This is a genomic window from Reyranella sp. (assembly GCF_044224635.1).
Taxonomy (GTDB): domain Bacteria; phylum Pseudomonadota; class Alphaproteobacteria; order Reyranellales; family Reyranellaceae; genus Reyranella.
The window spans coordinates 105,969-130,959 of the sequence record NZ_JBGAKA010000018.1; the positions used below are offsets into that span (position 1 = coordinate 105,969).

A 24,991-nucleotide genomic window follows, 5' to 3' on the forward strand; every position below is an offset into this window, starting at 1 on the left:
TGATCGATTCATGAGACTACGCCTCGTCGCGGCATTGCTCGCCGCCCTGGCCCCTGGCGGCCTTGCCGCCCAGACCATGGACTTTGCCTGCCCTGCCCCGGGCACCACCTTCATCTACGACAGCGGCACCAAGGTCATCGCGCGCGAGCGCGACGGCATGGACTGCCTGATGGACAGGGTCGGCGGCGCACCCTTCAAGCTGCGTGCCCTCCTGTTCGACAATCCCTCGGCGAACGGCGCCGACATCTCGGCCTTCCTGGCCGCGCTGAAGCCCGAGCGGCTGTGGCCCCTGGAAGTCGGCAAGAAGATCGAGGCGCGCTACAGCGCCGGCGGCCAGACCTGGAGCTACGTGCTGGCGGTGGCGCGCTTCGAGAAGCGCACTGGCCCGGGCGAGGCGCTGATCGACACCTTCGTCATCGAGATGAACGAAAGCGGCGAGCGGGGCCAACGCTCGATCTCACGCTGGTGGATCTCGCCGGCCGACAAGTTCGCCATCCGCTACGACTACAGCGACGGCGCCGGCCAGGCCAACCGCGCCGTGGTGACCAGCGTCACGCGCTGACCAGCAGGAGGTTCTCCTTCTTCAGGGTGGCATAGTCGGTCGCCGACATGTCCGCGATGCCGACCAGCGTGACGGCGTCGCCCGCCTCGATGGTGCCGTCCGTACCGTGACGATCCTGGACAATGCCGATCGCCAGGTCGGTGTTGGTCTGGTCGTACAAGATGAAGAAATACGACCTGTCGGCGACGAGGCCGGTCACCTTGGCGCTGCCGATGGCGTTGTCGAAGGCCTGCTGCAAGGTGAGACCCGTGGTGGCAACTCCGGTCGCGAGCTTTATGACCTCCGCCGCCGCGAGGGCGATGTGTGTGCCGCTGTTGCCGATGGTCTGCAGCACTGGCGCGCCGGGTGTGTAGGCCGCCAGCGGGTCTCCGATATTGGCGTAGGCGGCGCTGGTCGGGGAGAGGCCGATTGTGTCGGTGGCGACGACGAAGTCGGTGATCTGCGAGGCCTTGGGATAGAGCGTGGTGATCGCCTCGTCCTTCACGTCGCCGCGCAGGATGAACAGGTCGCTGCCGCCGTTGCCCGTGAAACTGCCGCCGATGCTGGTGCCGCCCGCCCCGTTGGCCAGGATGTCGTTGCCAGGGCCGCCGACACGGCCGGCAATGTAGGCGCTGTCGGCAGCGCTGGTGAAATCGAGCTGCACCACCAGATCGTTGAAGTCGTGATCGCCACCGCCGAAGCCGTCCTCCCAACCCCACGTGTTGAGACCATAGCTCCACAGGTGCGTGACACTGCTGCCGTCCGAGCTTTCGTTGGCGCCCGCGAACGCCCAGTAGGTATGGCCATGGGTGACATCGATGAGACGCATGGCGAGCATGTCGCCCTGATCGACGTCCTTGATCTGGACCTGCTCGAATTGGCCATAGCCCGGCGCGATGATGACCGTCGCGCCGGTCTCGGTGTGATAGGCGCGCGCTGCCGCCGCGGCGGCATAGCCCGCCTGGCCCGGAGTGAGGCCGCCAATCGTGCCGTTGAGATCGTCGACCCGATAGATCTCGAGCTGCAACGTGTCGATGCCGTTCTGGCGCATGCGGACGATGACGTCCTGGTCATCGTGGCCGCCCACCGTTGCGGCGATCGCCACCGGCCGCGCCACGTCGAACACGGCACCTGGGCCGCCATACTGGACGAAGCCGTAATCCCCGGTCAGGGCCTGCTGATAGAGCGGCAAGTCGAGACCGCCAACCGAAAGACCGAGCAGGCTTCCGGCGCTGGCCCCGACCGTCGTGACGTTGGCTTGGCCCGCGCCGTCGAACAGGGTGACCAGGGCGGGATCGAAATCGGCCTGCAGAGATTGCTGCGCCAGCGCGGCTGTCCACGCATAGGTCGCGCCGGCTGTGGTGGTGCCGACCGTCGAGCCGGCGAACTGCACGACCAGCCCGCTGGCGCCGATGCCAAGCTCATTCTGGACCAGAAGCGTTTGCGCCACCGCGCTGGTGCCGGAAAAGGTGCCGACCTTGTCCATGATCTCCGTCGCCTTGGAATGCATCTGGGCCTGGGCGACGGCAGTCAGGGTGCGCGCCAGCAGGAGCCCGTTGGGCGTGCCCAGGCCGGTAACGAGGTCGTAGCCCGGACCAGCCGAGAAACCGAAACCGGTCGGCGTGATGGCCGTGTTGTCGGACGTGTAGGAGCCACCCAGCGTGAAGGACGAGGTGTTGGTGCCCATCGTGACGTCGTTGAACGACGCCGGCGCAATCGCCGAGGCGAGATAGAGCAGGTCGTTCATGTAGCCCAGGTCGGGCAGACCCTGGTCGTGGAAGATGGTGTTGAGCTGCACGGCGAGCGACGCCCACAGCGGCGACGCCGCACTGGTGCCGAAATCGTCGTAGATCCCGGCCATGTCGGGTGACGGCACGATGTACTGCATGTTGCCGCCGGCATTCGCCGACACATCGGGTGCACCGCGGCCGGACGCGGCCGTCGGATCGGTCGTAGCTGGGTGGAGGCCAGAATCGACCTGATAGCTTGGCGTCGGCTGTGTCGGATCGACGCCGCCCGATCCGGTATTGTTGCTGAGGTAGCCGCCGCCCACACCCGAAATCTGCGTGCCCGTGACGAAATACTGGTTCCACACGGTTTCGACGAAGCGCTGCAGCGCAGTGCCGCTGGTCGGCAGCACGGCGAGACCGCCGGCGACCAGCTGCCAGAGGATCGCCGGGTTGCCGGCCAGCGCCGGCGCGACAATCGACGACAGGATGGTCGGATCGCTCTTCGCCGACGTGAAGTTCGACATCGACGTGCCGCCGACCAGCACGCCGTACTGGCTGGTGATGTTGTATTCGAGATTGGTCAGGCCGTTGCCTGTCTGATTGCCCGAGCCGCCATCCCCCAGTGCATCGAAATAGCTCTGGTTATGCAGCGCCGCGTCGACGAAGAGCTGGGCATAGGCCTCGTAGAACGGTGAGCCGGGGCTCATGCTCTGATCATCGCTGAACGAGCTCGAGATCACCGCGGTCGGGTGCTGCTTCTCCCAGATCGCACTCTGCATCGCCGTGAAGTTGGTCGAATCGGCATTCCCGTTGTAGCCGGAGCCGTTGTAGAGCGTGATGTCGCTGTTGGGATTGGCAGAGGCCACGACGCCGACATCGAGCGAACGCTCGAGCGCGTCGTCGTTGTACGACTGGCCGTTTTCGCCCTGGACGAAGACCTTGCCGCTTCCGGCCTGCCTGATCTTGGCGAGAAACTCGGTCAGGAGTGTCTGGAAGGATTTTGTCTCGGAGGCCGGCAAGGCCGAGCCGATGCCGCCTTCCGCAAGGCCGATCGGTTGGGTTTTCACGTCGAGGCCGAGCAGCGGGAAGTTGTAGAGGGACGAGATGGTCTGGGATGAAAGGTTCTGAATCGTGCTTGTGCCGTTGCCCAGGCTCTGATGGCCCTGCGGCAGCGTCACCGACGCGCCGGGCGTCATGTTGGAGGGCGGTGGCGCATTTTCCGTATCGATCCATAGGCCTTCGACGTGCCACTCCGACGGCAGGGAGAGATTGCCGTTCCAGAAAACGAAGTCGTTGTCGTGGTGGCCCGGATCCGCGTACTGCTGCAGCGTCGTACCGAAGAGCGCGTTGAACTGCGCCGCCGTGTCGACCTCGATCCAGATGGTTCGCGATTCCGCCGAGGTGACGTAGTCGCCGCTGGTCGCGCTGTTCGTCCCGTCGAGGATCGTGAAGCCGTAGGTCGTTTCCAGCTGATGGCGAACGGTGTCGAAAAGAGCCTTGTCGGCGCCGTAGGTCGTCCACAGCGTGCCCGAGGCCTCGAGGCTGGCCAGGGCCTTCTGCCGGGTCGCCCAATTCTCGGCGAGCAGGCTCGTCGGATCCTGGTTGCGCTCGAGCACGATGGCGACGTTGATCTTGGCATGCACTGCCGGCGTGACGGTGCCGGCACCGAGCTGGTAGGCGGCTTCGACGGTCGTCTGATCGGTGATGCGATAGCCGGTGAAATCCAGGTAGCTGGACTTGTCGAGCTGAACGTTTGCCATGCCACACCTCTACGCTCTACGCCTTGGCGAGCCGGCTCAGGCAACATCAGGTTACCACCAACGCCGTGCTCTCGATCGAACTATGCATGCGTGGCCGAGCCGCCCCCCGGCCCATAGCGCATTACCCATCGCTCCGTTGGCCCATTGCGCGCCCGGCACCCGGGGATCGGCCATGCCGCGCGAATTGCCCGAGCATTGGTTGACGGCCGCCAGCTCGACGCGCGGCATGGCGAGCAGCTCGTCGAGCGTCAGCGACAACGGGCGCTCGACACGGCCATGCACGGCGAGGCGGAACCGGCCGACATCGATCTCGGGTCGGGATGACCGCCCAGTGCCAGCGCACGTGGTGCCGGTCGTTTGGCGTGAACACGCCCTGGTCGAGCACCTCGAACGGCGTCTCGAGCAGCGGCGACCGGGTCCGTTGCAGGATCATCGCGCCCTTGTGCGGAAACGCCGTGGTGATCGGCCGATCGCGCAGCCCGCTGGCAAAGGGCAACCGGACCTCGCCCCGGGCCCGGACCGGATTGGCCAACACCGTGGCAACGAAAGATCCTTCCGCTATGCCGCGCCGGGCGCGGCTCCGGTCGGGATGACGGCATTTTTCCATATCAGAATGCTCTGCCCCTCCCTCCATTCCTGCCTATCACGAATGGGTGGCGGCGCAAGTCGACGCGACGTCAGCCGATGGACGCCAGCTCGGTATTGGCGCCGCAGATCAATGTGGCGACACGTTCGCCGGCGGCCGGGCGGTAGGCGCCGGCCATCAGCGCGGCGAGCCCGGTGGCGCCGGCCGGTTCGGCGATCACCCTGAGCTCGTCCCACAGGGCACGCTGCGCGGTCCGTACGGCGTCGTCGCTCACCAACACCGACTCACGCACCAGCTTCCGCGCGATCTCGAAGTTCGGCGTGCCGATGCGGCTGGCGCCAAGGGCGTCGGCGGCGATGCCCGAGATCGCCACGTCGACCGGCTGCCCGGCGCGCAACGCCTCGTGCAGGGTCGGCGTGCCCTCGGTCTCGACGGCGACGATCTTCACGTCCGCGCCGATCGCGGCAGCGCAGCCGGCAATCAGGCCGCCGCCGCCCACCGCGACCAGCAGCGTGTCGAACTTGGCCTGCTCGGCGAACTCCAGCGCCACGCTGCCGGCGCCGGCGAACACGACCGGGTCGTCGTAGGCGTAGACGATCAGCGCGCCGGTCTCGGCCGCCCGTCTCTCCGAGGCGGCGCGTGCCTCGGCATAGACCGGACCGATCTGGTGCACGATCGCGCCATAGGCCTTGAGGCGCGCGACCTTGGCAGGCGAGGCGATCGTCGGCACGAAGATCTCCGCACGATGGCCGAGGGCGCGCGCGGCATAGGCGGCGGCGGCACCGTGATTGCCGCCGGAAGCGGCGACGATCCCGGCCGCCGGCACCGCCGAGGCGAGCAGCTTGTGGAAGGCGCCGCGGCCCTTGAACGAGCCGCTGACCTGCATGGCCTCGAGCTTGAGCGCAAGCGGCGCCGCGACGCCGAACGAGCCGGCCGGCAACTCGATGACCGGCGTGCGCCGCACATGCGGCTGGATGAGGCGCCAGGCCGCCTCGACGGTGCTGCGGTCGATCATCAGATCCTCATGCTCTTCCGGACCGCGAGCGTCTCGCTCAAGGGGCCGTCCACATACGCGGTCCGGAAGACGATGACGAGTGCTACTTCCGGCAAGCCGGCACGTGGCGCAGGAAGTGGTCGAAGTCGGGTGTGCGCGCCCGGGGATCCTTGGCCGCCTCATCGTAGCGGCGCAAACGCACGGCTTCGGTGAATTGCGGATGGCGGCGGAAATCCTCGGCCTCGTCGGCCGACATCGGCCCGCCTTGCAGCGCCAGGCTGCGCACCGAATCGGGCGACAGCTTGCCGAAATAATCCGGCTCGGCGGCGCACAGGTAGCGCTTGGCGGCGACATGCAGGCGCACCGGCTCGCTGACCTCGGGGCCGAAGCGGTCGGCCAGCCAGCGCGCGCCCAGCTCCTCGTGGACGTCGTCGACGCCGCGCGCCGCCGGATCCTCGCCCAGCTGATGGATCATGTGGCCGACATCGTGCAGCAGCGAGGCCAGCACGGTGGCCGGCGGCGCGCCGTCGGCCTCGGCCAGCGCGGCCGACTGCAGGGCGTGCTGAAGCTGGTTGATCTCGCTCAGGCCATAGCGGCGCGTCGCGCGGCCGGCAAAGATCTCGAGAAGCTCCTGGCGCAGGGAATCGCTCATGCGCCTTGTCTACCACGATTCGCGTAACCGGGAATCTTGCTGAGCGCGTGCTGCAGGGGATCGGGACGCCACGCATTGGTGACGAAATCGCCATGCATGTCGAGGCCGCCGCAGCTCACGAAAGCGACCGTGCCGGGCGACAGGCTGGCCGGCAGGGTCCTGCCGAACGGCACGCGGCGCTTCTGCAGCAGGCCTTGCAAGGTCGCGTTCTCGTCGCGGGTGGATTCGGTGAAGGCGCTGAGCAGGAAGGCCTGGCGCCGCCGCGCCGCGATCCAGGCCGCGAACTTCTCCTCCTCGCCGTACAGCGCATCCATCAGGATCACGCCCTTGATGCGGTGCCCGGCGCCGCCGCGGTCGAGCGCATAGGCGGCCGACAGGTAGCCGCCGCTGTAGGCCACGATCACGACGGGCGCGGCGTTGAACTGGCGGCCGGCATTGCGGTCGCCGTGCAGCCGCATCAGCCGCTCCGCCGATTCGTCGAGATAGGCGGCGAAGTGGCCCGGCTTCCAGAAATTGCCGGCGCTCGAATCGGCGGCATCGACGGCGAGCTGCGGCGCCACCAGGGCCATGTTGCGCTGCGACTCGGCGATCTGGCGCGGCACGCCCTGGCGGACCATGACATCGCGCTCCAGGGTCGCCCCCTGGCCGTGCAGGTAGAGCACGATCAGCACCGGCTTCTGCGCATCGAAGCCGGGCGGCAGGTAGAGCAGCGAGCGACGATCGCTATAGGTCGTCGTCTCCCAGAACACGTCGCCGCGCAGGCTGGTGTGGCCGCGCTTGCCGCCGTCCCGCGCATCGAGGAACGGCTTGGTGGTGCCGGGCAGGAAGCCGCGATAGGGAAAGGCCGAGGCGTTGAAGCCGACGAGCTGCGAGCGCGCCTGCAGCAGCGGTTGCATCGCCGTCGGGACGGCGGCCGGCGTCGCCGCCGACTTCTTGGACGGCTGCTTCGGTGTTTTCGCAGCGACAGCCGTCGGCATCAGCAAGGCCCCCCCAAGGAGAAGCGCCCGCCGCTTCACGCGACGGCGAGCCGCCGCTCCGCCTGGAGCGGCATCAACACGGAGAAGAACGCCGGCAGCGCCACCAGATAGGCGACGGCGCCGACCAGCACCACGGCGGGCAGGCCGAAGCTGGTCGCCACGATCGGCACCAGCGCCGCGCCGATCACCGAGAAGCAGCCGTTGATGCCCCACGCCCACAGGAACATGTGGTCCTTGCCGAGGCGGCCCAGCGTGGTCATGGCCGTCGGCATGGGGAAGCCCATCAGCAAGGCCGGCGGCAACAGCAGCAGCAGGCAGAGCACGATGCGCAGCGCATAGGGCAAGGTGCCGATCCAGTCGAGCGCGTAGTCGATGGTGAAGGCGTAGAGCGCCAGGATGGCGAAGATCGCCAGGAAGATGCGCGGCATCACCGTGCGCGCGCGGTCGAGGAAGCGCTCGGAGAAGAAGCTGCCGATGCCGGAGAACACCAGCATGCCGGTGATCAGCACCGAGGCCGACACGGTGGCGTTGCTGAGCGCCAGGATGAAGTGGGAGATCATGCCCACCTCGACGATGATGTAGCCGAGGCCCAGGCAGAGGAAATAGATCATCGTGCCGAGCTTGCCCGGGTAGCGACTGAAGATCGTGCGCCAGCCGAAGACGACCGGGAAGAGCACCAGGGTGAAGGCGAAGACGGCGGCGATGCCCAGGGTTGCCCAGAGCAGCAGGTAGCCCCATTCGTCCTGCACCAGCTCCAGCCGGTCGGTGAACTTCAGCAGGTCCTTCACCTTGATGTAGGCGGCGAAGTAGGGCTGGTGGTTGGTCAGCACGCGGGTGTCGAAGACGTACTCGTCGGCGACCTTCTGCCAGCCGTCGCTCAGCAGGTAGTGCCAGGCGAGGCGACCCAGCACGGTGGCCGGCACGCGCGGCACGGGAGGCGCTGCGTCCTTGGCCTCTTCCTTGCCGTCCGAGGTCGTCGGAGTCATGCCCGGCGGCGGCTTGTCGTTCGGTTCCTTCTCCGACGGCCCGGTGGGATCGGGCGGTGCGCCGGAGAAGAAGAACTGATCGTGGTAGTCCTGCAGGATCTGCGGCAGGTCGGCCGTATCGACCTTGATGCCGGGATAATAGATCTCGTCGAACGACATCGCCTTGGTGTGGGCGTTGAGCTTGGCGATGTCCTCGGCCGTGAAGCCGCCGCGCTTGTAGAGCACGGTCGCGGTCGAGAGGTAGGAGGAGGCGACGTAGAACTCCTTGGCGATGTCGGCCCGGCCCTCGCTGCCGGCGACGTCGCGGGCCGCCGCCACCATGGTGGCGTAGAGCTTGAGCACCGACTTGGGCGGCTCTTCCTTGTTCCACAGGGTGACCGACAGGATGCCGCCCGGCTTCAGCGCCCGCATGTAGGCGCTCATCGCCTCGCGCGTGTAGGAGTACTTCTCGACGATCGAGAAGCCGCCCGGGCTCGACAGGCCGGCCGAGTCGGCCAGCGACAGGTCGATGATGTCGTAGCGGTTCTTGGTGTGAGCGACGTAGAGGCGGCCGTCATAGTCGATGACGGTGACCTTGGGGTTGTTGAGGACGTCGCCGGTGAAGTCGCGCAGGCCCTTGTCCTCGCGGAATGCCGTCAGCACCGCCGGATTGCCCTCGGCCACCGTGACGTGCTCGGAGCCCGACTTCAGCGCCACCGCCGTCGAGATGCCGCCGCCGAACTGGACCACGAAGGTGTCGGGCTTCTGCTTCAGGATGTACGGGTAGTACATCGGCAGGAACCGGAAATAGGCCGTCTCGTCGGCCGGCAGGTCCTTGATGATGCCCGATGGGCCTTCCGAATCGATGTACAGGCCGAGATAGGCGTTGGACGGCATCTTCGGCAGGTTGAAGGCGGCGTTGTCCGACAGGCCGGGCGCGAAATGCAGGTACGAGCTCGAATAGACCTCGAGGTAGCCGAACGGCGAGGCGCGCTCGTAGGTGCGCTGGTTGTCGGGGAACTTGCGGGCGTAGGACACGCCCTTGTAGTCCGACACCGCGAGCTTGGGGATGCCGAGCGCCGACGGCGCTACGTAATGCACGGCGGCGGAGACCACCGCGACGACGACGATCGCCAGGATGCCGCGCCGGTCGCCCAGCGCCACGAACCACAGGATGCCGCCCGCCAGCCACAGGAGCAGCGGCGCCATGACGAGGTCGTCGGGCCGGAAGAGATACATGGCGAGCAGCACGGACAGCCCGCACAGGCCCGATCCGACCAGGTCGGCGAAGTAGACGCGGTTGAAGGTCTTCTGCGCCTTCAGGAAGACCACGCCGAGATAGAGCGCGCCGGCCAGGAAGGGCAGGAAGTAGAGCACGAAGTTGGCGAACAGCCGCCACTTCTGCATCGGATCCGACACCAGGAAGATGGCGTTGAACGGCACCTGCTGGGCGGCGAGGTTGCACACCACCATCAACGGCCCGAAGGCCAGCAGCGCACCTTTGACGGCGCCCTCCCAATGGCGCTCGAACCAGCCCTTGCCGACGCACATCACGGCGCTGGTCAGGCCGAAGCCGAACATGGCGAGGCTCACCACCAGCGAGCCGAAATGGGCCCAGCTGCCGACGGAGAACACGCGCATGATGCCGATCTGCAGCGCGATGATGCTGCCGGCGACGAGGCCGACCGACAGGTAAAAGGAGAGCGGCGGGCGATGGTCGAGATCGACCGTAACGGTCAAGAGGGGCTCCGTTGTTGGGCCGTCATTGCGGCCGAGGGTGGCCGCGCGTACATCGCGCGCGGCCCCCGGATGGCGTCGTCAGCGGTTGTGCGTGCCGACGATCTTTTCGCCTTCGAGCTTGGTGAACGGCACGAACGGCACGATCTTGCCGCCGTAGATGTCCTCGCGGGTGGTCGTGATCGAGCCGTCGGCGCCCTGGGTCTTGGTGACCTTGAGCACGCGCTGGGCGCCCGGCGGGCCGACCGGGATGACCATCAGGCCGCCGGCCTTGAGCTGCTGCAAGAGCGGCGGCGGCACGTGATCGATGCCGCAGGTCACGATGATCTTGTCGAACGGGCCGGCCTCTTCCCAACCGTAGTAGCCGTCGGCCGCCTTGGTCTTGATGTGCTTGAACTCGGTGTAGCCCTTCTCGATCAGCTTGTCGTAGAGACCGCGCGTGCGCGCCGCCAGGGGCGCGATGATCTCGATCGTGTAGGCGTTCTCGGTCAGGTTGGCGATGTAGGCCGACTGCACGCCCGAGCCGGTGCCGATCTCGAGCACCTTCTCGCCGCGCTTGACGTCGATGACGTTGGTCATGCGGCCCTGGATGTGCGGGCCGGACATGGTCACGCCATAGCCGATGTCGAGGAAAGCATGCTCGTAGGCACGCTTGTGGATCGCCGGGTTGATCGCCGAGAACTCCTCGCGCGGTGTCAGCAGGAAGGCGCGGATGGTCGCCTGCCCCCACAGATCCTTGTTCTTCACCAGCGCCTGGAAGCGGTCCCAGCGCTGGCCGAGGAACACCGGATCCTCGCCGCGGGCCTTGCCCCAGGCGATGAAATTGTCGCGCGTATCGGTCGGCGGGTTGAGATCCCAGCTGTAGGGCTTGATGGTCGCCGCCGACGCCGGGGCCACAAAACCGGCGGCCGCCAGCGCCGCGCTGCCGGAGACGAAGGTACGCCTCTTCAAGATATTCCTCCTTGGTGCAGACCCCGGGACAAGAGGGGCAAAACCACCGGAAAAGCCCGGCGATTTCGGGGGCACCGCACCCCCACTTGATACGGGAATTGTGGCGGATTTGCCAGCATGCGCATGCTAGGGATCGCGCCCAGCACGAGGAAAACACCGAGGAAACGCCATGGCTCGTCGACTTCTCCGCCGCTCCGCCCTTGCGGCCTTGCCCGCCGCCGTCCTGCTGCCCGCCGCCCTGCGCGCCGACTCCGCCTGGAAGCCTGCCCAGGGCGTACGCATCGTCGTTCCGGCGGCGCCCGGCGGCACGACCGACATCGTGGCGCGCCTGCTCGCCCAGCACCTGCAACAGGCCTGGGGCCAGACCTGCGTCGTCGACAACAAGTCTGGCGCCGGTGGCGTCATCGGTTCCGCCGAGGTGGTCAAGTCAGCCCCGGACGGGCTCACCGCGCTGATGGGTAATATCGGGCCACAGTCGATCGCCTATTCCCTCTACCGCAACATGCCCTACACGCGGCAGAGCCTGGTCGGCGTGTCGGGCGTGCTCACGGCACCCAACGTGCTGGTGGTCCATCCCTCGGTCCCGGCCAAGACCGTGCCGGAGTTCGTCGCCTGGCTGAAGGCCCAGAACGGCAAGGCCTCCTACGCGTCGTCCGGCACCGGCCAGTCGCCCCACCTGTCGGGCGCCTGGTTCCTGCAGCTCACCGGGACCAAGGCCGAGCACATCCCCTACCGCGGCGCCGCCCCCGCGCTGCAGGACCTGACCGCCGGGGTCACCCAGTTCTATTTTGACAATCTCACCAGCGCGATCGAGTTCGTGCGCGCCGGCAAGCTGCGCGCGCTGGGCCTGACCTCCGCAGAACGCAATCCCCTGACCCCCGACCTGGTGCCGATCTGCGAGACCATGCCGGAACTCAAGCCGTTCAACGTCTCGACCTGGTTCGGCGTGTTCCTGCCCGCCGCCACGCCGCGGCCGATCCTCGACTCCTTCAATGCCCAGATGAAGGCCTGGCTCGACGACGCCAAGACCAGGGAGCGCTTCACCGCCATGGCGGGCTTCCCGGCCTATGGCACGCCCGAGCAGTTCGCCGGTTTCGTCGACCAGCAAATCGCACTCTGGAAGGGCGTCATCGACAAGGAAGGCCTGAAGCTCGACGTCAACTGACCCGATCATGTCTTCCGGACGGCGAGCGTCTCGCTCGCTCATGAGCTTCAGCGAGCGAGACGCTCGCGGTCCGGAAGAAAAGAATCACCCTGCATTTTTGCGTTCGGTGCGTTCGGTGCGTTCAGGTCCTTTTGAATCAAGGAGTTGGCCGACCGCAAACGACCGCTCGGCAGCCATTCTTGCGGTCGGACCTGGCGTCTTGCGGTCGGGGGTCATCGGCGCGGGCATGATCACGCGCCGCCTCGCGCGGGCGCTCGAGCAACCGCGGACAGTCGACGCCGACCCTTGCGTCAGCCGTGTCCGTTCGCCGGCGGCCTTTGCGTCCTGGGTGCTCACTGGTGGCTGCAGGTCCTGCGGGCAGCGGCCAGAAATCGGTGAAAATTTGCGCCCCGTGCGTCCCGTCGCGGTCCGGCTCCTTGGAATCAAGGACTTGGCGGGGACGCAACGCTTGGAACCGGTCGCGGATTGCGGTCCGGCCGGCTGTTTTGCGTCCCTGGACAGCAGCAGGTCGTCGTGAGGCATGAGCGAGCGGAATCCTTCGGCAGGCTCAGGACAGGCGCTCGCGGTCCAGAAGAATTTGAACGTGATCCTTCTCGAAGTCTCACCGGCTTCCACTTGAACCGATCACGCTTTGTCACGACACCGCACGCGCAGGCAGACGGGCAAGCCAGAGTGGCTCGCACCTGCGGCCACGCGCGTGCAATTGATTGCACGGGCCTCGAGCGGCACCTCAGCTCGCATCGGTGCCGGCAGGCGTGATCCTGTCCGTCGGTTCGCACGGTTTCACGGCACCCACTATCACCATGCCGCCTGGCCGGGCAGGCGGGCGGGCCGAATTGGCTCGCCCCTGCAGCCACGCGAGCGTGCAACGATTGCACGCCGCCGATCGGCAGGCGAAGCGCCCGCCCCAGCTTCACACGATGCCGCGCTCCCGCAACAGCGCCTGCTCATCGCCTGAGACCCAACCGAAGACCTTCGGCTCTCCATCCAGCTGCTGGACGAGGTAGTGAACATCGAAATCGATCGCCACATCCGGCTGATCCCTGCGGGCATAGGTCACCGTCCAGGCGACATGGGTGACGCAATGATGGTCGTCGATGGGGGAAAGGCGGACATGGCGTATCCGCATGCCTTTCGTCCCGATCGCCCGATAGTGCGCATAGCCCTGGATCATGGCCTGCCTGAGGTGATCGTCGTTCTTTCCGGCCCTCACCCCGGCAGGCGAGGCGGCTATGAACTCGGAAGCATAGAGCGCAGCCACCTCGTCCAAGTCCAAGTCACCGGCAAGGGACCGGCTGAAGACGCTTTCGTATCTCTCGAAGAGCGTCCTTACGCTGGTTTCCATCGTCTGCTCTCCCGGAGTGGTGCGGGGCATTCACATTTGGCAAAGAAACACCGTCATCCGAGCGGAGCCTTTTCTATTAGCGATGCCCTGCGATGTGACGGGCCCCAGTATAGGCCGGACGCGGAGACCGCCAGTCAGGCAGTGTCATGGAGTTCGGGATTGAGCTTGCCCCAGATCTTCTCCGATGCCGGCATTGGCGCCGATCAGGCAACGCTTGCCGACCGTGATGCGTCACGCCGGTCAGGTCGACGCCATGCGGCCTGATCAGCCGCATACATCGACAGCTGGCTCAGGATTTCTCACGGGCGACAAGCGCGCCATCTTCACACGTCTACGGCGGCCCATGGCGCGATGGCTTACCTTGAGAGCTGCTATTTTCAGCCTCATTGACTGAATGCAATGTCCACAGCTCTTGGCTATTGGCACGACCCGACCACCCGATGAACGCTAGCGGACAACTACGCTTCAGACCGACAAGTGCATGACGGCGCGTGAGCATCTTCCGGTCCATTCTGCTTTCCATCGGTGCCCGGGCGAACGACGCTCGAGGTGACTGCCGCCATCTTTCCCGCGCGCCCTCAGGTATACTTGCGAACGTCGTCGATCACCTTGCCGTCGTTGGGCAGGCTGCCCGGCTGGGCGAACTCGACCTTGCCGCCGACCTTGCAGACGGTGCGGATGGTGGCCTCCATCGCCTTCTCGAGATCGGGCGACGGCGCCGCAGCCTCCACCTTCAGGGTCATGACGTCGGCCTGGTTGACCCAGTCGATCACCAGGCGCAGCCGCCCAAGGCCCGGATGCTTGACGGCGATCTCGGCAATCTGCGCCGGGTCGACGAACATGCCGCGCACCTTGGTGCGCTGGTCGGCGCGGCCCATCCAGCCCTTGATGCGCATGTTGGTGCGCCCGCACGGGCTCGGGCCCGCCAGCACGGCCGACATGTCGCCGGTGCCGAAGCGGATCAGCGGGTAGGCGCGGTTGAAGGTCGTGACCACGACCTCGCCGACGTCGCCCTCGGGCACCGGATCGCCGGTGCCCGGCCGCACGATCTCGACGATCACGCCCTCGTCGACGGTCATGCCCTGGATCGCCTCCGACTCGTAGGCGATGGTGCCGACGTCGGCCGTGCCGTAGCTCTGCAGGCAGGTCATGCCCTTGTCGATGAACATCTGGCGCAGCGACGGCGGCAGCGCCTCGGCGCCGACGAAGGCGTGCTTCAGCGAGGAGAGGTCCTTGCCGAGCTCGGCCGCCTTCTCGATCAGGATCTTGAGGAAGGACGGCGTCCCGACATAGCCGCTCGGCCGGATGGCGGCGATCGCGTCGAGCTGCAGCTCGGTGTTGCCGACGCCGCCCGGCACCACGGCGCAGCCCAGCGCGCGCATCGCCGATTCCATCATGATGCCGGCCGGCGTCAGGTGATAGGAGAAGGTGTTGTAGACCACGTCGCCCGGCCGGAAGCCGGCGGCATGCATGGCCCGGGCGCCGCGGAAATAGTCGGGCTCGTCGGTGTCGATCTCGAAGATCGGCCCAGGCGACATGAAGACGTGGCGCACCTTGCTCATCGGCACGGCGATCAGCCCGCCCATCGGCGGATCCTTCTTCTGCACCTCGCCCAGCACCGCCTTGCGCAGCACCGGCAGCCTGGCCAGCGCCGCACGCGACGTCACCGCTTCCGGATCGACGTTCTTCAGCCATTCAGCGAAGAACGGCGCATGCGCCTTGGCATGGGCGATCTGCTGCGGCAGCGCCTGCATCAGCGCCTTCTCGCGCTCGGCCGGCGTGCGGGTCTCCAGCGTGTCGTAGTGCTTGGACATGGATATTTTCCTCGGCCTTTCGCCGGCACGGTAGACGGCGCCCTGCCCCCTTGCCAAGGCGGCATGAAGCCAAGCTCACATTGCAGAGCGGTGACGGTGAAGTGCTTCAGGCGTCGTTCAGCTCGAGACGGCGCTCTCTGCGCTCCAACCTGGTCTCGATGCGGTCGATCCGTCCCGATTGGCCGGCAAGGTCACCGTGCAGATTGGCCATTCCACCCCGGAGGTTGGCGACGGAGACCTCAAGCGACGTCAGTTGACGCTTCACGTCGCGCCTGTCGACCCGCATCTCGTCCATTCCGGCGCGAATGTGCCGGAGATGCTCGAGCACCAAGTTTTCAGGGCCGTTGGCAATGATCCTCAATATCTGTGCCTGCATTCGCCAACATCAACGCCTGGAACCGCCTGGGCGCGGCGTTCCGCTTCGCGCTACCGATCCCCAAGAAGGCGACGGAAAGCAAGGCCGCCTGACGGAAGCCGGGACCGACCTCGAAAGCGGCTCGCCGGTCGAAGCCGCGCGTGCCGCTGTCTACATCACCGACGCGAGGCGCATCCTTCCCGGTTGGGCGAGCCGGACAGCGTCGGACCCGACCGTGGCGGCCGTGCTCATCGTGAGCAGCCTCATCTCATGAAGGTCTCGGAAATTCCACCTAGAGCCAGCGCTTGCGCCGCCGGTAGTGCTTGACGTCGCGGAACGAGCGGCGGCCTTCGCCGCCGATGCCGAGGTAGAATTCCTTCACGTCCTCGTTCTCGCGCAAGGCCGCGGCGTCGCCGTCGAGCACCACGCGGCCATTCTCCAGGATGTAGCCGTAATGGGCGTAGCGCAGCGCCACATTGGTATTCTGCTCGGCCAGCAGGATCGAGACCTTTTCCTGCTCGTTCAGGTTCTTCACGATCTCGAAGATCTCCTCGACGAGCTGCGGCGCCAGGCCCATCGACGGCTCGTCGAGCAGGATGGTGTTGGGCCGGCTCATCAGGGCGCGGCCGATCGCCGTCATCTGCTGCTCGCCGCCTGACGTGTAGCCGGCCTGGCTCGAGCGCCGCTCCTTGAGGCGCGGGAAATAGTGATAGACCTTGTCGAGGTCGTCGGCGATCTGCCGCCGCTTGCCGCCATGGATGTAGGCGCCGGTCAGCAGGTTCTCCTCGACCGTGAGATGGCCGAAGCAGTGGCGGCCTTCCATGACCTGGATGACACCGCGGCGTACCAGGTCATTGGGCGTCAGCCCGTCAACACGCTCGCCGCGGCAGCGGATCTGGCCTTTGGTGACCTCGCCGCGCTCGGCCAGCAGGAGGTTCGAGATCGCCTTCAGCGTCGTCGACTTGCCGGCACCGTTGGCTCCGAGCAGCGCCACGATCGACCCTTCCGGCAGGGCGAGCGACACGCCCTTCAGCACGAGGATGACGTGATTGTAGATCACCTCGATGCTGGCGACATCGATCACGTTGCTGGCAGCGGCTTGGCGTAGCGGTTCGGCCATGCGTGAGCTCGTTGGGTCTTTGGATCCTCCCCCGTCATCGGGGGAGGTGGCCCGTAGGGCCGGAGGGGGAGAGCCGCAGGCGAGGTTCACGACCTTCCGACGTCGGCAATCCTTGAATCTCGCTTGGGGCCTTCCCCCTCCGTCCTACGGGGCACCTCCCCCGCAAGACGGGGAAGGCGAGATTTCGCGATCAGCTCTCCTTCGAGCAGTCGCGGGGCGTGATCTTCTTCTCGGCCGCGTATTTGGCGGCGGTCTCCTTGACCAGCGGCGCCACGATGGCGTCGTCGGCGGTGTACCAGTCGGAGATCACCTTCCACTGCTTGCCGTCCCACTGGTGGACGCGGCTGAGACGCGTGCCCTCATGGTCGGCGCACGACACCTTGATCGGGCCGATCATGCCCTCGAAGCCCAGTTGCTTGATGCGCTCGGCGGTGAGGTCGAGATGCTCGATGCCCCAGCGCACCTGCTCGCCGGTCATCGGCTTGTTGCCGAACTTGGCCATGGCGGTACGGATCGACTCGGTGCCGAGCATCGAGTTGATCAGGCCGCGATTGTAGAGCACCGAGCCGATCTCGTCCGCCTTGGCGAGCGACTTGCCCTGCGAGAGCACGTACTTCTCGAGATCGGCATAGACGGGCGCCTTGCCCGACGTATGCTGCAGCATCAGCGCCTTGTAGCCAGCGCCCTTCTCGCCCGCTGGCACGACGTCGGGCTCGGCGCCTGACCACCACACGCCGATCATCTTGTCGCGCGGGTAGTTGACGTTGCCGGCCTCGGTGACGGCGGCCGAATTCATGACGCCCCAGCCCCACAACAGCACGTAGTCCGGTCGCTGCTGGCGGATCTGCAGCCACTGCGACTTCTGCTCACTGCCCGGCGCCGGGACCGGAATGGGCAGGAACTGGAAATCGTACTTCTTCGACATCGCCTCGAGCGCCGCGATCGGTTCCTTGCCGTAGGGCGAGTCGTGATAGAGCAGGGCGATCTTCTTGCCCTTGAGCTTGTCGAAGCCGCCGAGCTCCTTGGCGACGTGCTGGATCGCCACGTTGGCCGCCGTCCAGTAGGTGCCGAGCAGCGGGAAATTCCATTCGAACACCGCGCCGTCGCGGCTGTCGGCCCGGCCGTAGCCCATGGTGATCAGCGGCACCTTGTCGCCCGGCGCCTTCTCGGTCAGCGCGAAGGTGATGCCGGTGCTGAGCGGGCTGAAATAGGCGGCGCCCGTCGGGCCCTTGCCCTTCAGGCGCTCGTAGCATTCCACGCCGCGGTCGGTGGCATAGCCCGTCTCGCACTCCTCGAAGGTGATCTTCACGCCGTTGATGCCGCCATCGCGCGCATTGAGCATGGCGATGTAGTCGGCGACCCCGTCGGCAAACGGAATGCCGTTGGGAGCGTACGCGCCCGTCCGGTAGACCAAGCCCGGGATGAACTGCTCATTCTGCGCCATGGCGCCGGTCGCGGCGGCCAACCCGGCCGACACGATCGCAGCACCCAGCAAAGCCGCTCTGCGAAGTCCCATCGTTTCCTCCTCCTGACAACAGGGCCGGTCCCACGGCCGCCCTTCTGCAAACCCTAGAACATAATCGCGGAAGCTGCACTCAATGCGGGAAGGGCCACAGCCGGAGCTTCTCCTTGGCGATCGACCACAGCCGCGCCAGCCCGTGCGGCTCGACCACCAGGAAGAAGACGATCAGAGCGCCGAAGATCATCGCTTCGAAATGGGAGACCGTGGCCGTGCTGATTCTCCAGCCGACCAGCGCCCCCAGCGGCGGCAGCGCCTGGTTCAGGAAGATCGGCAGGACGACGATGAAGGCCGCCCCCAGGACGCTGCCCAGGATCGATCCCAGCCCGCCGATGATGATCATGAACATGAGCTGGAAGGAGCGGTCGATCGAGAACGCGGCCGGTTCCCATGAGCCGAGATAGACGAAGGCCCACAAGGCGCCGGCGACACCGATCAGGAAGGAGGAGACGGCGAAGGCGCTCAGCTTGGCATACATCGGCCGCACACCGATGATCTCGGCGGCGATGTCCATGTCGCGGATCGCCATCCATTGCCGGCCGATATGGCCGCGCACGAGGTTCTTGGCGGCGAGCGCCAGCACCACCGTGAAGGCGAGCGACACCAGGTAATTGGCGGTCGGCGAGCCGAGATCGAACCCGAACAGCTCAAGCGGCGGCGCATTGACCGAGCCGGAGGGCGTGTAGTTGGTGAACCACTTCACGCGCAGGAACGCCCAGTCGGCGAAGAACTGTGCCGCCAGCGTGGCGCAGGCGAGATAGAAGCCCTTGATGCGCAGGCTGGGCACGCCGAACACGATGCCGACGGCGGCCGAGACGAAGCCGCCCAGCAGGATGCAGACGAAGGGATTGAGGAACGGCAGGCGGACCGCGAGGTTGTACGCGGCATAGGCGCCGATCGCCATGAAGGCGCCGGAACCGAGCGACACCTGGCCGCAATAGCCCATCAGGATGTTCAGCCCGATCGCCGCCAGCGACAGGATCACGACCGGGATCAGGATGGCGCGGTAGACATACTCGCTCGTCACCAGCGGCACGACCAGGAAGGCGATGGCGAGCAGCGCCAGCATGGCGAGGCGATCCTGGGCGATCGGGAAGATCGCCTGGTCGGCCTCGTAACTGGCCTTGTACTGGCCGGCCTCGCGATAGAACACGCCCGCCTCCCCTTACACGCGCTCGATGATGCGCTCGCCGAACAGTCCCTGCGGCCTGACCAGCAGGAACAGCAGGGCGACGACGTAGGCGAACCAGATCTCGATGCCGCCGCCCATCGACGGCCCGAGGAACACCTCGGCGAGCTTCTCGCCGGCACCAATGATCAGCCCACCGATGATGGCGCCCGGCACCGAGGTGAAGCCGCCGAGAATCAGTACCGGAAGTGCCTTCAGGGCCAGCAGCGAGAGCGAGAACTGGACACCGAGCTTGCTGCCCCACACGGCGCCGGCCGCCAGCGCCACCAGGCCGGCCACCAGCCAGACGATGAACCAGATTTGATTGAGCGGAATGCCGACCGACTGGGCCGCGGCATGGTCGTCGGCCACGGCACGCAGCGCGCGGCCGATGCGGGTGCGCTGGAAAAACAGCGCCAGCCCGGCGACCAGGAGGCCCGCGATCACCGCTGCCCAGATGTCGAGCTCGTTCACCAGCACGCCGCCATCGAACACCGATTCGAGAAGGAAGACAGGCTCCTTGGGCAGGCCGATATTGAGTGGATAGACATCGGCGCCGAAGATCGTCTGGGCGAGGCCCTCGATGAAGAAGGTGACCCCGATGGTCGCCATGAACAGGATGATGCCCTCCTGGTTCACCAGCTTGCGCAGCACCCAGCGCTCGGCCGCCCAGGCGATGACGGCCATGACCGCGGCGGCGAACAGCAAGGCGGCGATCAGTGCCAGGCCGAACGGCCAGTGCCACTGGCTCTGCAGAAGGCCGAGCGAGCGCACCAGCGCCAGCGCCGCCGTCAGCACCATGGCGCCCTGGGCGAAGTTGAACACGCCCGACGCCTTGAAGATCAACACGAAGCCCAGCGCCACCAGCGAATAGAGCACGCCGGCCAGCAGCCCGCCGATCAGAACTTCGAGGAAGAAACCCATCGGTCCTCGCTGTTTGCAGCCCTGCACATTCTCATTCTCCTCTCCCCCACCAGGGGGCGAGGCTGGATGAGGGGGTGACGCACCATCGTCTGCACCCCCTCCACCTGGCCCTCTCGCCCTGGCGGGGAAGAGGAACATGAGGATCGGAGCGGTCGCCCGTTCAATGGCTCACTCCCAGGTAGGCGTCGATCACCACCTGGTTGCGCCTTATCTCGTCGGGCACGCCGTCGCCGATCTTCTTGCCGTAGTCGAGAACGACCACGCGGTCGGAAATGTCCATGACCACGCCCATGTCGTGCTCGATCAGGCAGATGGTAGTGCCGAACTCGTCGTTGACGTCGAGGATGAAGCGGCACATGTCCTGCTTCTCCTCGAGATTCATGCCAGCCATCGGCTCGTCGAGCAGCAGCAGCTCGGGCTGGGCGGCGAGCGCGCGGCCGAGCTCGACCCGCTTTTGCAGGCCGTAGGGCAACTGGCCGACCGGCACCTTGCGGACGTGCTGGATCTCCAGGAAGTCGACGATCTGCTCCACCACCTTGCGATGCTCGATTTCCTCGCGCTCGGCCGGGCCGATGCGCAGCGCCTGCCAGAACAGGCCGGTCTTCATGCGCAGGTTGCGGCCGGTCATGATGTTGTCGAGGGTCGACATGCCGCGGAACAGGGCAATGTTCTGAAAGGTTCGTGCGATGCCTTGGCGGGCCGCCTCGTGCGGGCGCATCCGGCTGCGCCGCAGGCCCTTGTAGGTGATCGCCCCTTGCTGCGGGTGGTAGAAGCCGTTGATGCAGTTCAGCATCGACGATTTGCCGGCGCCGTTGGGACCGATGATGGCGCGGATCTCGCCCTTGCGGATGTCGAAGCTGATGTCGGTCAGCGCCTTCACGCCGCCGAACGACAGGCTGATGTTCTCGACCGACAGCAGCACCTCGTCGAAGGAACGCTGGCGGTTCATGGTCTTCCCGACCGCGGGCGCCTGCCCTGAGCGTAGTCGAAGGGTCTCGCTCGCTCGGAGTCATGAGCAAGCGAGACGCTCTCGGCCCGGAAGAGAGTGAGCCTGACCATCAGCTCGCCTTCCTGAGCGGCAGCGCCGGCCCCGAACCGGGATGGGGCGCCAGGTCGCGGATCTCCATATCGCCTTCGATCATGCCCTTGCGCCCGTCCTCGAAGGTGACGTCAACCTTGATGCGGGCGCGGCGCGAGCCGTCATAGAGCGCGTCGACCAGCGGCTTGTAGCGCTCGCCGATGAAGCCCCGGCGCACCTTGTTGGTGCGCGTCAGCTCGCCGTCGTCGGCGTCGAGCGCCTTGTGCAGGATCAGGAAGCGACGGATCTGCGCTCCTGCCATGCGCGGATCGGCGGCGAGGTCGCGATTGACCTGGGCGATCTCGCCCTCGACGAGATCGTGGACCTCCCTGAGTCCGGCCAGTTCCTGGTAGCTCGCATAGCTGATGTTGCGCCGCTCCGCCCAGTCGCCGACCGCAATCATGTCGATGTTGACGAACACCGCGACGAAATCGCGGCCGTGGCCGAACGCCACCGCCTCGTTGATGTGCGGGAAGAACTTCAGCTTGTTCTCGATGAACTTGGGCGCGAACAGGGTGCCGTCGTTCAGCCGGCCGACGTCGCGCGCGCGATCGATGATGCGCAGATGGCCGCGCTCGTCGAGGTAGCCCGCATCGCCGGTATGGACCCAGCCGTCCGCCGTCTTGGTGTCGTTGGTCGCCTCGGGGTTCTTGAAGTACTCCTTGAACACGCCCGGGCTGCGATACAGCACCTCGCCCGACTCGGCGATGCGCAGCTCGACCTTGGAGACCGGCTTGCCGACCGTGTCGGAATAGACCTCGCCGTTGGGATGGATGGTGACGAACACCGACGCCTCGGTCTGGCCGTAGAGCTGCTTCATGTTGACGCCGAGGGCGCGATAGAAGTTGAAGATCTCCGGCCCGACCGCCTCGCCCGCGGTGTAGGCCACGCGCACCCGGCTCATACCCAGCGTGTTCTTGAGCGGCCCGTAGATCAGCAGGGTGCCGAGCCCGTAGAGCAGGCGATCGACCAGGCCGACGCGCCGCCCGTCGAGCAGCGCCGGCCCGACGCGGCGCGCCAGCGTCATGAAATATTGGAACAGGCGGCGCTTGACGACGCCAGCATCCTCCATGCGGATCGTGACCTGGGTGATCAGATTCTCGAGCACGCGCGGCGGCGCGAAATAGTAGGTCGGCCCGATCTCGCGCAGGTCGGTCATCACCGTCTCGGCCGACTCGGGACAGTTGACGACCAGCCCGACGACGTAGCCCTGGGCATAGGAAAAGAGGTGATCGCCGACCCAGGCCATCGGCAGGTAGGACAGCAACTCGTCGCCTTCGCGCAGCCCGTCGAACTCGGCGCCGGCGCGCGCCGCCCACACCAGGTTGTCGTAGCTCAGCACCGCGCCCTTGGGCCGTCCGGTGGTGCCCGAAGTATAGAGCATGATGGCGTCGTCGGCGCCCCGCCCCCGCGCGACCTCGGCATCGACCAGGGCCGGTTCAGCGGCAAGGCGCTCGGCGCCGCGCTGCTGCACCGCCTCGTAGGACAGGACATCGCCATAGTGCCGAAGGCCACGCGGGTCGACGTAGATCACGACCTCGAGCACCGGCACCCGGCGCCGGATCTCCAGCAGCTTGTCGACCTGCTCCTGGTTCTCGGCAATGGCGACGCGGGCGCCGGCGTGCTCGACGACATAGGCGAGCTCGTCGGTCACCGAATCCTGGTAGACCGGCACCGGGACGCCGCCCAGCGCCTGGGCGGCGCACATCGACCAGTACAGCCGGGGCCGGTTGTCGCCGACCACGATCAGGCGGTCGCCGCGGCGGAAGCCCAGGTCGGCGAGGCCTGCCGCCAGCCGGCGGACCTCATCGGCGACCTGGGCCCAGCGATAGGTCTGCCAGATGCCATATTCCTTCTCGCGATAGGCCGGCCGGTCGGGGCCGGTCGCGGCGCGCAGGGCGAGCAGCTTCGGAAAGGTGTCGCGATCCTCGGTTCGGCCGCCGGCCGCTGGCGTCGTCATCCCCGACTGCACTCCCTGATGCCCGCCACGCTTGTTATTGTCTGCGGCGGTTTCCCCGGTCACATAGCCACAGTCAATTTGCGCCGGTCAAGCCGGACGGCGATCGGTTATCGTTCCAGTTTGGCCAAAGTGGGAGACCCGAATTTTTACGGTGCGATCCTCCTTGCCACAGGGTGATCTCTTCCAATTCGCCCCTTGGACCGGTTGGGGCCAAGCTCGTAGCTCTTGGTAGAGAAACTTTGTACGTTCGCTAGTGTGAGCGACGAGGGTAATTGGGAGGCCGAGGAAGGCCCGGTACGTCCCCGAGATAGAGTGGTGGACGAAGCGAAAGCTCGTCTGATGGAGTTGTATTTCCCTTCGGGTGTCACGGAGGTTTACTACGGGAGGCAGTTGGAGGTGTGGCTGGAAAAGGAGTTTTTCCACTGGATCACACGCAAGGCACTGGTTGAGTTGCGAGAGGAGCGCCAAATTGGGTTTAGTGTGGAGGAGACCGCGCAGCATGAGGCGCATTTCTACTGGCCTCGTCGACATCGGTACCCTCGGAGACAAATTAAGGAGATCATTCAGCTGATTGATGAGTTCTCTGAGCCGACCTTTACAAGGGCGGTTGGGCATCACGCCGAGTTGCTGTTCGACTCGAGCCTCGCGTACACTGGTTTTCGTGTTCGCAGTAGGAACGTGCGGTCATGGGGTGGGAAGTGGTGGAGTGATAGCAACCACGATCTTGATCGAGTGATTGAACGGGATGGCGTCGCATACGGCGTCGAGATCAAGAACCAGCTTGGGTACATCGATCAAACCGAGTTCGGGGTGAAGTTGCAGATGTGCGAACACCTCGAACTGCGGCCTCTCTTCGTGGCGCGGATGATGCCAGCGAACTATATCAACGCCGTCTATCAAGCTGGGGGGTTCTCGCTGATCGTAGGAGACCTGCTGTACCCTTTGATGGCAGACAGACTAGCGAAGCAAGTTCGGGACCGGCTCAAGTATCCCGTGGTGAGCGTGCGCGCGTTGCCTGATACTGCGTTGGCGCGTTTCACTGAGTGGCATAAGCGGCAAGGCGGCGTGTGAATTGGAACGGGTCATTCACACGGGCATAGGGCTAAGCGTCTGAAAATGCTCGTCATTCCCGGTCCCCCTTTAATACAAGTTGGCTGGCGTGCTTGGTTACCGTGGTCGAGGGGCCTTGGTACGGTGTCGCAAGCCGCTACGGACTGGAAGTTGCGTACAAGATGACCTTCACGGATGGTGTCGAATGTGCGCGTCCATTGGCCCTGCAGCGTCCTGCCGCCGCCGTCTATGGGCTTGCTCACCATTTCCCACCCTCCGGCCTCCGGTTCAAGGAATCGCCGCCGGCTGCAGTCGCAGGGTGAAGGCCGCCCCGCCGCCGCGCCGATTCTCGACCGTGATGCTGCCGCCGTGGGTCTCGGCGACGCGCGCCGCGATGGCGAGGCCGAGACCGCGGCCGCCCGAATCGTGCCGATCGCGCCGCCAGAACCGGCGGAAGATCGACTCGCGCTCGCTCTCCGGTATGCCGGGCCCATCGTCGAGGACGCGCACCACGCAGTCGGTCCAGACCTCGACGTCGACGGCGCCGCCGTTGGGCGTGTGGCGGATGGCGTTCTCGATCAGATTGCGCACGGCGCGGAA

The 24,991-nt window shown here is 66.1% G+C and carries 21 protein-coding genes and 1 pseudogene; 4 read left to right on the top strand and 18 right to left on the bottom strand.

Features of this window, described 5'->3' with window-relative positions; all coding sequences use genetic code 11:
* The first annotated feature begins 10 nt into the window (after positions 1–10).
* A complete protein-coding gene (locus tag ACILR9_RS17670; protein ID WP_395711262.1) occupies positions 11–562 on the top strand; it encodes a hypothetical protein in 552 nt (183 codons plus the stop codon).
* On the opposite strand, the gene ACILR9_RS17675 is transcribed toward ACILR9_RS17670, so the two are convergent.
* The 7 genes and pseudogenes from ACILR9_RS17675 to ACILR9_RS17705 all read right to left on the bottom strand — a co-directional run bounded on the left by ACILR9_RS17675 (position 552) and on the right by ACILR9_RS17705 (position 10,893).
* Positions 552–4,031, bottom strand: coding sequence for a hypothetical protein (locus tag ACILR9_RS17675; RefSeq protein WP_395711263.1), 3,480 nt, complete (start codon positions 4,029–4,031; stop codon positions 552–554). The two genes, ACILR9_RS17670 and ACILR9_RS17675, sit on opposite strands and share 11 nt — an antisense overlap.
* Positions 4,032–4,127: 96 nt before the next feature.
* Positions 4,128–4,638, bottom strand: a pseudogene (locus tag ACILR9_RS17680) (molybdopterin-dependent oxidoreductase); the annotation flags it as partial.
* A 70-nt stretch (positions 4,639–4,708) separates the two neighbouring features.
* Complete coding sequence (locus ACILR9_RS17685) at positions 4,709–5,632, bottom strand: serine/threonine dehydratase (protein WP_395711264.1); 924 nt, start codon at positions 5,630–5,632, stop codon at positions 4,709–4,711.
* Positions 5,633–5,714: 82 nt separating this feature from the next.
* Positions 5,715–6,263, bottom strand: a complete 549-nt coding sequence (locus ACILR9_RS17690) for an HD domain-containing protein (protein WP_395711265.1) — start codon at positions 6,261–6,263, stop codon at positions 5,715–5,717.
* Entirely contained in the window at positions 6,260–7,240 is a 981-nt protein-coding gene (locus tag ACILR9_RS17695; RefSeq protein WP_395711266.1) for an alpha/beta hydrolase, read from the bottom strand. The genes ACILR9_RS17690 and ACILR9_RS17695 overlap by 4 nt, the downstream gene beginning before the upstream one ends.
* 35 nt (positions 7,241–7,275) lie before the next feature.
* Positions 7,276–9,945, bottom strand: coding sequence for a hypothetical protein (locus tag ACILR9_RS17700; protein WP_395711267.1), 2,670 nt, complete (start codon positions 9,943–9,945; stop codon positions 7,276–7,278).
* Between the two features lie 78 nt (positions 9,946–10,023).
* A complete protein-coding gene (locus ACILR9_RS17705) occupies positions 10,024–10,893 on the bottom strand; it encodes a protein-L-isoaspartate O-methyltransferase (RefSeq protein ID WP_395711268.1) in 870 nt (289 codons plus the stop codon).
* A gap of 169 nt (positions 10,894–11,062) precedes the next feature.
* Here ACILR9_RS17705 and ACILR9_RS17710 point away from each other — a divergent pair, with 169 nt between their 5' ends.
* Positions 11,063–12,058 carry a Bug family tripartite tricarboxylate transporter substrate binding protein gene (locus ACILR9_RS17710; protein WP_395711269.1) on the top strand — a complete coding sequence of 332 codons (996 nt, stop codon included), beginning with the start codon at positions 11,063–11,065 and terminating at the stop codon, positions 12,056–12,058.
* A 913-nt stretch (positions 12,059–12,971) separates the two neighbouring features.
* Here ACILR9_RS17710 and ACILR9_RS17715 read toward each other — a convergent pair.
* The 4 genes from ACILR9_RS17715 to ACILR9_RS17730 form a co-directional block, all read right to left on the bottom strand.
* The gene (locus ACILR9_RS17715) at positions 12,972–13,403 is read right to left on the bottom strand and encodes a nuclear transport factor 2 family protein (protein WP_395711270.1); all 432 of its coding nucleotides are present in this window, start codon (positions 13,401–13,403) and stop codon (positions 12,972–12,974) included.
* A gap of 144 nt (positions 13,404–13,547) precedes the next feature.
* Positions 13,548–13,631 carry a hypothetical protein gene (locus ACILR9_RS17720; protein WP_395711287.1) on the bottom strand — a complete coding sequence of 28 codons (84 nt, stop codon included), beginning with the start codon at positions 13,629–13,631 and terminating at the stop codon, positions 13,548–13,550.
* A gap of 350 nt (positions 13,632–13,981) precedes the next feature.
* Positions 13,982–15,217, bottom strand: a complete 1,236-nt coding sequence (locus ACILR9_RS17725) for a phenylacetate--CoA ligase family protein (RefSeq protein WP_395711271.1) — start codon at positions 15,215–15,217, stop codon at positions 13,982–13,984.
* A 106-nt stretch (positions 15,218–15,323) separates the two neighbouring features.
* Positions 15,324–15,545 carry a hypothetical protein gene (locus ACILR9_RS17730; RefSeq protein ID WP_395711272.1) on the bottom strand — a complete coding sequence of 74 codons (222 nt, stop codon included), beginning with the start codon at positions 15,543–15,545 and terminating at the stop codon, positions 15,324–15,326.
* A 22-nt stretch (positions 15,546–15,567) separates the two neighbouring features.
* Here ACILR9_RS17730 and ACILR9_RS17735 point away from each other — a divergent pair, with 22 nt between their 5' ends.
* Positions 15,568–15,846: a hypothetical protein gene (locus ACILR9_RS17735; RefSeq protein WP_395711273.1), complete on the top strand. Its 279-nt coding sequence runs from the start codon at positions 15,568–15,570 to the stop codon at positions 15,844–15,846.
* Positions 15,847–15,864: 18 nt separating this feature from the next.
* On the opposite strand, the gene ACILR9_RS17740 is transcribed toward ACILR9_RS17735, so the two are convergent.
* The 6 genes from ACILR9_RS17740 to ACILR9_RS17765 form a co-directional block, all read right to left on the bottom strand.
* Positions 15,865–16,692: an ABC transporter ATP-binding protein gene (locus ACILR9_RS17740; RefSeq protein ID WP_395711274.1), complete on the bottom strand. Its 828-nt coding sequence runs from the start codon at positions 16,690–16,692 to the stop codon at positions 15,865–15,867.
* Between the two features lie 190 nt (positions 16,693–16,882).
* Complete coding sequence (locus tag ACILR9_RS17745) at positions 16,883–18,208, bottom strand: ABC transporter substrate-binding protein (RefSeq protein WP_395711275.1); 1,326 nt, start codon at positions 18,206–18,208, stop codon at positions 16,883–16,885.
* 79 nt (positions 18,209–18,287) lie between these two features.
* Positions 18,288–19,364 (bottom strand): branched-chain amino acid ABC transporter permease, encoded by a 1,077-nt coding sequence (locus ACILR9_RS17750; protein ID WP_395711276.1) that lies wholly within the window; start codon positions 19,362–19,364, stop codon positions 18,288–18,290.
* Positions 19,365–19,376: 12 nt separating this feature from the next.
* On the bottom strand, positions 19,377–20,303 hold the full coding sequence (locus tag ACILR9_RS17755; protein WP_395711277.1) for a branched-chain amino acid ABC transporter permease: 927 nt from the start codon (positions 20,301–20,303) through the stop codon (positions 19,377–19,379).
* A gap of 160 nt (positions 20,304–20,463) precedes the next feature.
* Complete coding sequence (locus ACILR9_RS17760; protein ID WP_395711278.1) at positions 20,464–21,252, bottom strand: ABC transporter ATP-binding protein; 789 nt, start codon at positions 21,250–21,252, stop codon at positions 20,464–20,466.
* Positions 21,253–21,361: 109 nt separating this feature from the next.
* Positions 21,362–23,341 (bottom strand): AMP-binding protein, encoded by a 1,980-nt coding sequence (locus ACILR9_RS17765; RefSeq protein ID WP_395711279.1) that lies wholly within the window; start codon positions 23,339–23,341, stop codon positions 21,362–21,364.
* Between the two features lie 315 nt (positions 23,342–23,656).
* Between ACILR9_RS17765 and ACILR9_RS17770 the strand changes: the two genes are divergently transcribed.
* A complete protein-coding gene (locus ACILR9_RS17770) occupies positions 23,657–24,412 on the top strand; it encodes a hypothetical protein (protein WP_395711280.1) in 756 nt (251 codons plus the stop codon).
* A gap of 267 nt (positions 24,413–24,679) precedes the next feature.
* Here the strand turns inward: ACILR9_RS17770 and ACILR9_RS17775 are convergent.
* A partial coding sequence (locus tag ACILR9_RS17775; RefSeq protein WP_395711281.1) for a sensor histidine kinase occupies positions 24,680–24,991 on the bottom strand: 312 nt, incomplete at its 5' end.

Bases quoted from the DNA above. Each gene is read 5' to 3' on its own strand.
- ACILR9_RS17745 (WP_395711275.1), bottom strand. From the start codon at position 18,208: ATGGGACTTCGCAGAGCGGCTTTGCTGGGTGCTGCGATCGTGTCGGCC.
- ACILR9_RS17675 (WP_395711263.1), bottom strand. From the start codon at position 4,031: ATGGCAAACGTTCAGCTCGACAAGTCCAGCTACCTGGATTTCACCGGC.
- ACILR9_RS17725 (WP_395711271.1), bottom strand. From the start codon at position 15,217: ATGTCCAAGCACTACGACACGCTGGAGACCCGCACGCCGGCCGAGCGC.
- ACILR9_RS17715 (WP_395711270.1), bottom strand. From the start codon at position 13,403: ATGGAAACCAGCGTAAGGACGCTCTTCGAGAGATACGAAAGCGTCTTC.
- ACILR9_RS17735 (WP_395711273.1), top strand. From the start codon at position 15,568: ATGATCCTCAATATCTGTGCCTGCATTCGCCAACATCAACGCCTGGAA.
- ACILR9_RS17710 (WP_395711269.1), top strand. From the start codon at position 11,063: ATGGCTCGTCGACTTCTCCGCCGCTCCGCCCTTGCGGCCTTGCCCGCC.
- ACILR9_RS17755 (WP_395711277.1), bottom strand. From the start codon at position 20,303: ATGGGTTTCTTCCTCGAAGTTCTGATCGGCGGGCTGCTGGCCGGCGTG.
- ACILR9_RS17695 (WP_395711266.1), bottom strand. From the start codon at position 7,240: ATGCCGACGGCTGTCGCTGCGAAAACACCGAAGCAGCCGTCCAAGAAG.
- ACILR9_RS17740 (WP_395711274.1), bottom strand. From the start codon at position 16,692: ATGGCCGAACCGCTACGCCAAGCCGCTGCCAGCAACGTGATCGATGTC.
- ACILR9_RS17685 (WP_395711264.1), bottom strand. From the start codon at position 5,632: ATGATCGACCGCAGCACCGTCGAGGCGGCCTGGCGCCTCATCCAGCCG.
- ACILR9_RS17765 (WP_395711279.1), bottom strand. From the start codon at position 23,341: ATGACGACGCCAGCGGCCGGCGGCCGAACCGAGGATCGCGACACCTTT.
- ACILR9_RS17690 (WP_395711265.1), bottom strand. From the start codon at position 6,263: ATGAGCGATTCCCTGCGCCAGGAGCTTCTCGAGATCTTTGCCGGCCGC.
- ACILR9_RS17670 (WP_395711262.1), top strand. From the start codon at position 11: ATGAGACTACGCCTCGTCGCGGCATTGCTCGCCGCCCTGGCCCCTGGC.
- ACILR9_RS17760 (WP_395711278.1), bottom strand. From the start codon at position 21,252: ATGAACCGCCAGCGTTCCTTCGACGAGGTGCTGCTGTCGGTCGAGAAC.